Below are 10,158 nucleotides of genomic sequence, written 5' to 3'. Positions count from 1 at the left end.
TGTCTCCGGAACCTTCCGCGATCCCGCTTCCCGTTCCGCCCCCTCCAGCGTTCCCGCCTTCGGTGAAGCGGTATTTACGAAGGAGAGAGGGGGAGGGCAAGAGGGAATTTCGACCTTGCAAGAGACTTTCTTGCAAGACCATGTTTCTGAACTAAAATCTGGGGTCTCGCCCTTCTTGCCGGAATGAGTGCCGCTGGCCCCTCACCCGGTTCCAGGGCGGATCCCCTGCTTCATCCTAACCCGATTCCGCCGTTCCGCACGCTCCTCTTGCTGTTTCGGGTCCGGGAATCGTCTCCTTGCCCATGATCCAGGCAGTTTCCCCTGTGCCGGTAACGCACGGATGAAGAATCGGTGGCATGGCGGAAAGGAAAAAGGCGCGACCCTTGCAGGTCGCGCCTTTTGGAAATGCATGTCGCCGGGATCAGCGCTTCGAGAACTGGAAGCTGCGGCGAGCCTTGGCCCTGCCGTATTTCTTCCGTTCGACGACGCGCGAGTCGCGGGTCAGGAAGCCGGCGGCCTTCAATGCGGCGCGCAGGCTGGGTTCGTGCAGTTGCAGCGCCTGGCTGATGCCATGCTTCACGGCGCCTGCCTGACCCGACAGACCGCCGCCGCTGACGGTGGCCATGACATCGTACTGGCCAGCAACACCGGCGATGTCGAAGGGCTGGCGCAGGATCATCTGCAGGACGGGGCGGGCGAAGTATTGCGTATAATCCACATACTCGCCCTTGTTGTTGCGGATGAGGAACTTGCCGGAACCGGCCTTCACCCAGACGCGGGCAACGGCATCCTTGCGCTTGCCGGTCGCATAGGAACGACCCTGGCTGTCGCGCTGCGCTTCGCGGCGGACGGGGGCTTCGGCCACGGCGGCGGCACTGCCCGACACGACGGATTTCAGATCGTCGAGGCTTTTGATGTCTTCGGCCATAATCACGCGCTCCGGGTGTTCTTGGCGTTCAGGACCTTGACGTCCAGAACTTCGGGCTGCTGCGCTTCATGCGGATGCTCGGCACCGGCATAGACGCGCAGATGGGTCATCTGCTGCTTGCCCAGCTTGTTGCGGCTGATCATGCGCTCGACGGCCTTGATCACCACGCGCTCGGGATGGGCGCCTTCCAGGACCTGGCGCGCGGTGCGGTGCTTGATGCCGCCCGGATGGCCGGTGTGCCAGTAGTATTTCTTGTCATCGCGCTTGTTGCCCGTCATCTGCACCTTGTCGGCGTTGATGATGATGACGTTGTCACCCATGTCCATGTGGGGGGTGAAGGTCGGCTTGTGCTTGCCGCGCAGGCGATTGGCGACGATCGTGGCGAGGCGGCCCAGAACGACACCCTCGGCGTCGATCAGGATCCACTTCTTCTCGATCTCCGCCGGTTTCGCGGTATAGGTTTTCATCTTTCGTCCCTTCAGGGTCGCAAAATTTCGAGATGGCGGTATATCGAAGATCGCGGCACGCGCGTCAAGCGCAACTGCGGTGTTTAAATCAAGTAACATCAAGGTGTTGAGATTTAGGTATTAAAATACCACATCATAATGCGCTGTTTTGCGGTCGTTTCGGGGGAATCGAATAGGTCATCGAACAACGCGCCGCCGGCTCGTCTTCCCCGTCGGAAAAGATCAGGGCCTCGACCACCGCCAGGCTGCGGCCCAGCTTGAGGATGCGGCACTCCGCCAGAAGGTCGCGCCCCGCAGCGGGTTTCCGCATGAAATCGACCGTGGCATTGGTGGTCACCGCAAGCGCCACCGGCCCGATCCTCGACAGGATCGCGCAATAGATGGCGACGTCGGCCAAAGCGAAGATCGACGGCCCGCCAACGGTGCCGCCCGGACGCAAATGCCGGTCATTGACCCGCAAGCGCGCGACCAGCCGGCCCGGGCCGACGGATTCGACACGGTGATCCTCGGCCACCTGCGGGAAGTCCCGTTCCAGAAAGGCGTTCAGCGCCTGCGCGTCCATGACGATATCCATGCTTTCCCCTGTGCTTGCCGCGGCATAGGGTTTCGACAAAGAGGGAGAGAGATCAAGATGGCAGAGCTGATCGAACGGCAGGACAGCGGCGCGATCGCGCGGTTGGTGTTGAACAGTCCTGGCAACTACAACGCCCTGTCTGCCGAAATGATCGCGGCGCTGACGGGGGAACTGGACCGGATCGGGGGCGATGACGAAGTCCGCGTGGTCGTTCTGGCAGCCAGCGGCAAGGCCTTTTGCGCGGGCCACGACCTGCGGCAGATGCAGGCTGCGCGCGGGGATGAGGATGGCGGGGCCGCAGCCTTCGCGGATCTGTTCGACCGCTGCGCCCGGATGATGCAGATGATCCCCGCCTTGCCCCAGCCGGTCATCGCCGAGGTCCAGGGCATCGCCACCGCCGCAGGATGCCAGCTGGTCGCGTCCTGCGACATGGCGGTCGCGGCGGAAGGGGCGCGTTTCGGGGTCAACGGCATCAATATCGGCCTGTTCTGCTCGACCCCGATGGTCGCCCTGACCCGCGCAGTCCCGCCCAAGGCCGCCTTCGAGATGCTGACGACGGGCGAATTCATCGATGCGGCCCGCGCCAGGGAGCTGGGTCTGGTCAACCGCGTCGTGGCGGCCGGTTCCTTGACCGAGACGACGATGGGCATGGCCGCGACCATCGCCGCGAAGCTTCCTGCCGCTGTCCGCCTGGGCAAGCGCGCCTTTCACGACCAGTTGCGGCTTGGCCTCGCAGAAGCCTATGCGGCGTCCGGTGCGGCGATGTGCCAGAACATCCTGCTGCCCGACACGGCCGAGGGGATGACGGCCTTCCTGGAAAAGCGGCCGCCAAGTTGGTCCTGACGACCATCTTCTGTGAGCAAATATCCTCGGGGGAGTCGCGAAGCGACGGGGGCTGAAAGCCCCCTGCCCCGCAGCCCTCAGCGCAGCGCCAAAGCCTTCACCAGGTCGGTGAAATGCTCACCGCGCTTTTCGAAGTTCGGATACTGGTCGAAGCTGGCGGCAGCGGGGGCCAGCAGCACCGTATCCCCCGGCTGGGCTTCGGAGGCCGCGTGGGCCACGGCGGCTTCCATGGTTTCAGCGATTTCGTAAGGGGTCTGGCCGATTTCCAGCGCGAAATCGCGAGCGGAATGGCCGATCAGGTAGGCCTTGGCCACGCGGCCCAGATGGGGTGCCAGGTCAGCGATCCCGCCCTCCTTGCCCAGGCCACCGGCGATCCAGCGGATCCGGTCGAAGGCCTGCAACGCCTTGGCTGCCGCATCGACATTGGTGGCCTTGGAATCGTTGACGTAACGCACGCCGTCGATTTCCGCGACGATCTGGCTGCGATGCGGCAGGCCGGCGAAGCTGTGGAAGGCCGACTCGATTTCTCGAGGCGCAAGGCCAATGGCTCGGCAGGCCGCGTATGCGGCGCAGGCATTCTGATGGTTATGTGCGCCAGGCAGGCCGCGAATCTCTCGCAGGTCGATGGACGCCGCCTGCCGCCCTTTGCGGTATTCGCACAGAAAGCCCTTGCGCGCGAAGACGGACCAGGCCCCTCCGTCCAGCTTTTGTCCCGATGAGACGCGGATCACCCTGTCATCGGCCGGACCCATCGACAGCTGGTTTGCCAGATACAGGCCCTCGATTTCGTCAATGCCGATCACCGCACGGTCGGGACCGCCTTCCGCGAACAGGCGCCGCTTGCCCGCGAAATAGCCGCCAGGGCCGCCATGGCGATCCAAGTGGTCGGGCGACAGGTTGGTGAAGACCGCGACATCGGGCGTCAGCGCGCGGGCCAGTTCGGTCTGATAGCTGGACAGTTCCAGCACCACGACCTCTCCGTCGATGGCTGGTTCCAGGGACAGCACGCCCGTGCCGATATTGCCGCCCATCTGCGTGGGACGGCCCGATTGGTCGAGGATATGGTGGATCAGCGCGGTCGTGGTCGATTTGCCGTTCGACCCGGTGACGGCGATCACGCGGGGGGCGCGGTCGAAGCCCTCCCAGTCGGCCGTGGCATAGCTGCGGAAGAACAGGCCGATGTCGTTGTCCACCGGGACGCCCAGGGCATAGGCCTTGGCGATCACCGGATGCGGTTTCGGGTAAAGATGCGGGATGCCGGGGCTGGTGATCAGCGCGGCGACCCCCGCCCAGGCATCGTCCCGCGTCAGGTCGGCGATGGTCAGGCCATCGGCTGCGGCGGCTTCCCTCGTGTCATTGCCGTCGTCCCAGGCAATCACTGTCGCGCCGCCGGCCGCCAGGGCCGCAGCCGTCGCCTTGCCGGATCGGCCCAGGCCCAGAACGGCGATGGTTTGTCCTTCGACACCTTGGACAGGAATCATCAGCACGGCCTTTCAAACCAAGCCGGGGGCTGTCTGCCCCCGGACCCCCGAGGATATTTATGCCAGAATGAAGATCAGCGAAGCTTCAGCGTCGCAAGCCCGATCAGCGCCAGCACCAGGGCGATGATCCAGAAGCGGATGACGATCTGCGCCTCGCCCCAGCCTTTCTTTTCGAAATGGTGGTGGATCGGCGCCATCAGGAAGACGCGGCGGCCTGTGCGCTTGAAATAGGCGACCTGGATGATGACCGACAGCGCCTCGACCACGAAGAGGCCACCGACGATGGCCAGCACGATCTCGTGCTTGGTCACCACCGCGATGGCGCCAAGCGCGCCACCCAGGGCCAGCGATCCCGTGTCGCCCATGAAGACGGCGGCGGGCGGCGCATTATACCACAGGAAGCCAAGCCCGCCGCCGATCAACGCCGAGACGAAGATCAGGATCTCGCCCGTGCCGGGAACGTGGTGGACGCCCAGGTATTCGGTGAAGTCCACCCGGCCCACGGTATAGGCGATGACGCCCAGCGTGCCTGCGGCGATCATCACCGGCATGATCGCTAGCCCGTCCAGGCCGTCGGTCAGGTTCACCGCATTGGCCGATCCCACGATCACCAGCATCCCGAAGGGGATGAAGGCCAGCGACAGGTTCACCAGCACATCCTTGAAGACCGGCAGCGCCAGTTGCCCCGTCAAGCCTGCCGGGTGCAGCCACATGGCCCAGGCCGCCGCGACGAAGGCCAGCGCCAGACCCAGCAACATCCGCACCCGGCCCGACACACCCTTGGTGTTCTGCTTGCTGACCTTGGCATAATCGTCGGCAAAGCCGATCGCGGCATAGCCCGCCGTGACCAGCAGCACGATCCAGACATAGCCGTTGTCCAGCCGCGCCCAGAGCAGCGTGGAAAAGAACAGCGCCGACAGGATCAGGATGCCGCCCATCGTGGGGGTGCCAGCCTTGACGAAATGGCCTTCGGGGCCGTCATCGCGGATCGGCTGGCCCTTCTTCTGCACCCGGCGCAGATAGTTGATCAGCGGACGGCCGAAGATGAAGCCGAAGATCAGCGCCGTGAAGAAGGCCGCGCCTGCCCGGAAGGTGATATAGCGAAACAGGTTGAAGAGGTCGCCCCCTTCGGAAAGGCCGCTCAGCCAATAGAGCATCGGTTATTCTTTCGTATCAAGTGCAGGCGTCTGCGCCGTTTTCCGCAGGGCGTCAACGACGGTCGAGATCTTCGAGGACTTGGACCCCTTCACCAGCACGATATCGCCGGGCGCGACCAGATCGGTCACCCGCGCCGCCAGTTCTGCGGCGTCTTGCGCCCAAAGGCCGCGCTTGGCGGGGGGCAGCGCCTCGTGCAGGTGGCGCATCCGGGGGCCCGCGCTGTGGACCAGATCCACCTTGGCCATCGCAGGATCGTCGGCCATGCCGCGATGCATGGCGATCTCGCCGCTGCCCAGTTCCAGCATGTCGCCCAGGATCGCGACTCGGCGTCCGCCTTCCAGCCCCACCAGCGTGGCAAGCCCCGCCGAAAGCGAGGTCGGGTTGGCGTTATAGGCATCGTCGATCAGTCGGATGCCCGACAGATCCTCGACCGCGCCGCGCCCTTTCGGGGGCTGCCAGTCGCCCAGACGCTTGGCGGCTTCCTTCAGGTCCGCGCCGGCGGCCCCAAGTGCTGCCAGAACGCCCACCGCGTTCAGCGCGAAATGGCTGCCAGTGGTCTGCAGGGTGAAGTCCAAGGTCTCGCCACCGATCCGGGCGCGGCATTTCAAGGCGCCGTCTTCGGTCCTGGCCTGCACCAACTTCGCCTGCCCGTCGAGGCCAAAGCCCATGACCAGGGCGCCGGCGGCATCCGCGCAGTCGCGCAGGATTTGCGTGACCGGCAGATCCTCGGGCAGGATGGCGTGGCCGATGGGTTCCAGGCCTTCGAAGATGGAGCCCTTTTCGCGCGCGATCCCCTCGATGGCGCCGAAGGCCTCCAGATGGGCGGCGGCGACGGTGGTGATCATCGCCACATGCGGACGGGCGAGGCGCGACAGGGGCGCGATCTCTCCGGGGTGGTTCATGCCGATCTCGACGATGGCGAAATCGGTGTGGCGGGGCATCCGCGCCAGGGTCAGCGGCACGCCCCAGTGGTTGTTGTAGCTGGCCTCGGCCGCGTGGATGCGTCCCTGCCCGGTCAGCGCGACCCGCGCCATGTCCTTGGTCGAGGTCTTGCCGACCGAGCCGGTGATCGCCACGACCTTGCCGGTCATGCGCCTGCGCCCGGCGCGGCCCAGCCCTTCCAACGCCGCCAGCACGTCCGGCACGACCAGAAGCGGCGCGTTCGCCGCCACGCCATCGGGGATCCGGCTGACCAGGGCCGCCGCCGCGCCCTTGTCCAGCGCCTGGGCCACGAAGTCATGGCCGTCGCGCAAGTCCTTCAGCGCCACGAACAGATCGCCCGGGCGGATGGTCCGCGTGTCGATGGAAACGCCCGTCGCCGCCCAATCGCCCTGCGCCCGCCCGCCCGTCGCGGCGGCGGCTTCCTCGGCTGTCCAAAGGCTCATATCTTGCCGTCCAGTGCTGCAACCGCGACGGATGCCTGTTCGGCATCGTCGAAGGGGTAAACGTCGTTGCCGATGATCTGGCCGGTCTCGTGGCCCTTGCCGCAGATCAACAGCGCATCGCCCGGCAGCAGCGCATCGACGCCGCGCAGGATCGCCTCGGCCCGGTCGCCGACCTCGGTGGCGTCGGGTCCGGCGCCTTCCATCACGGCGGCGCGGATCGCGGCCGGATCCTCGGTCCGGGGGTTGTCGTCGGTGACGATGACCACATCGGCGAACTGGCGCGCGGCCTCGCCCATCAGGGGGCGCTTGCCCCGGTCGCGGTCGCCGCCCGCCCCGATGATGCAGACGATGCGGCCCATGACATGGGGGCGCAGCGATTGCAGCGCGGCCACCACGGCGCCGGGCTTGTGGGCGTAATCGACAAAGACCGTGGCCCCGTTCTCGCGCTGCGCGACAAGCTGCATCCGGCCCCGCACGGTGTGCAGTTCGGGCAGCGCGCGCAAGATGGCCTCGGCCGAATCGCCTGCGGCCAGCACCAGGCCCATCGCCGCCAGCACGTTTTCCGCCTGGAAGCCGCCGATCAGCGGCAGTCGCACCAGATGCGGCTGGCCCATCAGCGAGAACCGCAGATCCTGCCCCGTCGCGTCGTAGCGCTGGCCCAGGATCCGCAGCATGGCGTTTTCACCCGTGCCGACCGTCGTCACGGCCAGTCCGCGATCGGTGGCGATGTCCAGCATCTGCCGCCCGCGTTCGCCGTCGATGTTGATGACCGCCGCCGCGCCGTCTTCCAGGATGTGGTTGAACAGCAGCGCCTTGGCCGCGAAATATTCGTCGAAGCCCGCGTGGTAATCCAGGTGGTCCTGGCTGAAGTTCGTGAAGGCCCCGGCCTCGACCCGCACGCCGTCCAGGCGGCGCTGATCCAAGCCGTGGCTGGACGCCTCCATCGCGGCATGGGTGACGCCCGCCTCGGCGGCCTCGGCCAGGATGCGGTGCAGGGTCAGAGGGTCGGGCGTGGTATGGGCCAGCTTGGCCTGATAGTCGCCCTGCACGCCCATCGTGCCCAGGCTGATCGCCTTGTGGCCCCCATGCTGCCAGATCTGGCGGGTGAAGCTTGCGACGCTGGTCTTGCCCGAGGTGCCGGTGACGGCCACCACATGGTCGGGCTGCGCTTCGAACCACAGGGCGGCGGCACCGGCCAAGGCGGCGCGCGGATCCTCGGCAACGATGATCGCGCCATTCCAGCCCGACAGCGCCTGGGCCGCCATCTCGGCGCCGGCGCGGTCGGTCAGCACGGCGCCCGCCTCCATCCGCAGGGCATAGGGGATGAATTCCGCGCCATGAAGCGCCGATCCCGGCAGGGCCGCGAACAGGTGGCCGGGCTTCACGGTGCGGCTGTCCAGCGACAGCCCGGTGATGGCCGGGTCGCGCCCGTCCCTTGCCCGCAGCCCCAGCTGCGACAGCGTCTTCGTGCCTTGCCCCACAGTCCTACCCGTCATTGATTTGCGACGACCTTTAGCTCATCGCCGGGTTGCGATTCAACACGGGGGGCGAAGCGCGGCTCGAAGACCGGCAGGTTTTCGTCGGTCGCGGGTTCCAACCCGACCAGCGGCGCCAGGCGGCGGATCATCGCGCCTGCCACCGGTGCGGCGGTGGTGCCCGCCGTGCGCGTCTCGCCGCCCGGCCCGGTGACCGAGGGTTCGTCAAGCGCCACGATCAGCACATATTTCGGATCGCTTGCCGGAAAGACCGAGGCAAAGTTCGCAACCACCTTGTTGTCGTAATAGCCGCCCGAGGGGCGCGGCTTGTCGGCCGTGCCGGTCTTGCCCGCAACCTCGTATCCCTCGACCTCTGCCTGCCTGGCGGTACCGCGCGTCACGACCTGTCGCAGCATGTCCACGGCACGGTCGGCGGCGCGTTCCGACAGGATCTGTTCGCCCTGCGGCCGGGTGCGTCCATGGATCAGGGTGGGCGTCACCTTGCGACCGCCATTGGCAACCGTGGCATAGGCCGCGGCCAGGTGCAGCGGGCTGGCGGCAAGGCCGTGGCCAAAGGATACCGTAGCGGCCGTCACGGCGGGCCAGCGGCTGGGCACAAGCGGCTTGCCGGTCGGCGCCTCGACCATTTCGATCGGCAGGGGGTCGAAGAAGCCCAGCTTCTGCAGGAAATCCTTTTGCCGGTCCACGCCGATCATCTGCGCGATGCGAACCGTGCCCACGTTCGAGGATTTGACGATCACGTCCGTGGCCGACAGTTGCGGGCCATAGTTGGAAAAGTCGCTGATCCGGTATTTCCCGATGCGCATCGGCGTGGTGGTGTTGATGCCGCTGTTGGGGTTGATGATCTGCAGATCCAGCGCCTGTGCGACAGGAAAGATCTTGAAGGTCGATCCCAGTTCGTATTGCCCCTGAACGGCGCGGTTGAACAGCGGGCTGTCGGACGGGTCGCCCTTCAGCAGCGGACGCGGCCGGTCGTTTGGGTCGAAGTCGGGCAGGCTGGCCATCGCCAGGATCTCGCCCGACTGGATCTCCATCAGGATGCCGGTGGCGCCCTTGGCGCTCATCACCTCCATGCCGGATGCCAGGACCTGTTCCATGGCCGACTGCACCGACAGGTCGATGGACAGTTGCAGCGGCGCCCCGTCGTTGGCCGGATCGCGCAGCCAGCCGTCGAAGGCCTTTTCCACGCCCGCAACGCCCAGAACCTCGGCGCTGCTGACGCCCTCGTTGCCGAAGCCGGATCCGCCCAGGATGTGGCTGGCGATGTGGCCGTTGGGATAAACGCGCATCTCGCGCGGGCCGAACAGCAGGCCGGGTTCGCCGATGTCATGGACCGCCTGCATCTGTTCGGGCGACATCTTGCGCTTGATCCACATGAACTTGCGGCTGCCCGTGAAATCCTGGGTCAGCTTCGCCGCGTCCAGGTCGGGAAAGATGCGGGCCAGTTCGTTGGCCGCGCCGACCGGATCGACCATCTGGTGCGGATGGGCATAAAGCGAATGGGTCAGCAGGTTCGTGGCCAGCACGCGGCCGTGCCGGTCGGTGATGTCGGCACGCTGCGACACGATCCGCGCGGACATGACCTCGCTTTGCGGCTCGATCGGATCGCTGGAGGCCAGGGTGCCCATGCGCACGCCCACGACCCCGAAGGCCAGGACGAAACAGCTTGCCATCAGCGCCAGCCGACCTTCGGCGCGGCGGCGAGCCTTGTCCTGGGCCGCCTCGTGCCGCAGGCGACGGTTTTCGGCCTCGATGTCGTCGGGGTTCTCGCCCCGGTCGCGCGCGCGGAGGATCTTGGCCAGAGGACGCAGGGGGATGCGGATCAT

The 10,158-nt window shown here is 66.3% G+C and carries 10 protein-coding genes; 2 read left to right on the top strand and 8 right to left on the bottom strand.

What is annotated here, in order from left to right; genetic code table 11:
* A partial coding sequence (locus tag IEX25_RS20030; RefSeq protein WP_229665000.1) for a hypothetical protein occupies positions 1-187 on the top strand: 187 nt, incomplete at its 5' end.
* A gap of 234 nt (positions 188-421) precedes the next feature.
* Here IEX25_RS20030 and rpsI read toward each other — a convergent pair.
* From rpsI to IEX25_RS03085, 3 genes are all read right to left on the bottom strand, one after another.
* Positions 422-928, bottom strand: a complete 507-nt coding sequence (gene rpsI / locus IEX25_RS03095) for a 30S ribosomal protein S9 (protein WP_188713961.1) — start codon at positions 926-928, stop codon at positions 422-424.
* 2 nt (positions 929-930) lie between these two features.
* Complete coding sequence (gene rplM, locus IEX25_RS03090; RefSeq protein WP_103174744.1) at positions 931-1,395, bottom strand: 50S ribosomal protein L13; 465 nt, start codon at positions 1,393-1,395, stop codon at positions 931-933.
* Between the two features lie 133 nt (positions 1,396-1,528).
* Positions 1,529-1,969 carry a PaaI family thioesterase gene (locus tag IEX25_RS03085; protein WP_188713960.1) on the bottom strand — a complete coding sequence of 147 codons (441 nt, stop codon included), beginning with the start codon at positions 1,967-1,969 and terminating at the stop codon, positions 1,529-1,531.
* Positions 1,970-2,026: 57 nt separating this feature from the next.
* Here IEX25_RS03085 and IEX25_RS03080 point away from each other — a divergent pair, with 57 nt between their 5' ends.
* The gene (locus IEX25_RS03080; RefSeq protein ID WP_188713959.1) at positions 2,027-2,812 is read left to right on the top strand and encodes an enoyl-CoA hydratase; all 786 of its coding nucleotides are present in this window, start codon (positions 2,027-2,029) and stop codon (positions 2,810-2,812) included.
* A 77-nt stretch (positions 2,813-2,889) separates the two neighbouring features.
* Here IEX25_RS03080 and murD read toward each other — a convergent pair whose 3' ends face one another.
* The 5 genes from murD to IEX25_RS03055 all read right to left on the bottom strand — a co-directional run bounded on the left by murD (position 2,890) and on the right by IEX25_RS03055 (position 10,158).
* Positions 2,890-4,293 carry a UDP-N-acetylmuramoyl-L-alanine--D-glutamate ligase gene (murD, locus tag IEX25_RS03075; protein ID WP_188713958.1) on the bottom strand — a complete coding sequence of 468 codons (1,404 nt, stop codon included), beginning with the start codon at positions 4,291-4,293 and terminating at the stop codon, positions 2,890-2,892.
* Positions 4,294-4,367: 74 nt separating this feature from the next.
* On the bottom strand, positions 4,368-5,450 hold the full coding sequence (gene mraY, locus IEX25_RS03070; RefSeq protein ID WP_103174748.1) for a phospho-N-acetylmuramoyl-pentapeptide-transferase: 1,083 nt from the start codon (positions 5,448-5,450) through the stop codon (positions 4,368-4,370).
* Between the two features lie 3 nt (positions 5,451-5,453).
* Positions 5,454-6,836, bottom strand: coding sequence for a UDP-N-acetylmuramoyl-tripeptide--D-alanyl-D-alanine ligase (locus IEX25_RS03065; RefSeq protein WP_188713957.1), 1,383 nt, complete (start codon positions 6,834-6,836; stop codon positions 5,454-5,456).
* The gene (locus IEX25_RS03060; protein WP_188713956.1) at positions 6,833-8,332 is read right to left on the bottom strand and encodes a UDP-N-acetylmuramoyl-L-alanyl-D-glutamate--2,6-diaminopimelate ligase; all 1,500 of its coding nucleotides are present in this window, start codon (positions 8,330-8,332) and stop codon (positions 6,833-6,835) included. The genes IEX25_RS03065 and IEX25_RS03060 overlap by 4 nt, the downstream gene beginning before the upstream one ends.
* Positions 8,329-10,158, bottom strand: coding sequence for a peptidoglycan D,D-transpeptidase FtsI family protein (locus tag IEX25_RS03055; protein WP_103174751.1), 1,830 nt, complete (start codon positions 10,156-10,158; stop codon positions 8,329-8,331). Before IEX25_RS03055 ends, IEX25_RS03060 begins: the two co-directional genes overlap by 4 nt.

The organism is Paracoccus acridae (genome assembly GCF_014642735.1).
Classification (GTDB): Bacteria; Pseudomonadota; Alphaproteobacteria; order Rhodobacterales; family Rhodobacteraceae; genus Paracoccus; species Paracoccus acridae.
Note: the sequence above shows the minus strand (reverse complement) of the source record. Positions and strands in the feature narration are given on the sequence as shown.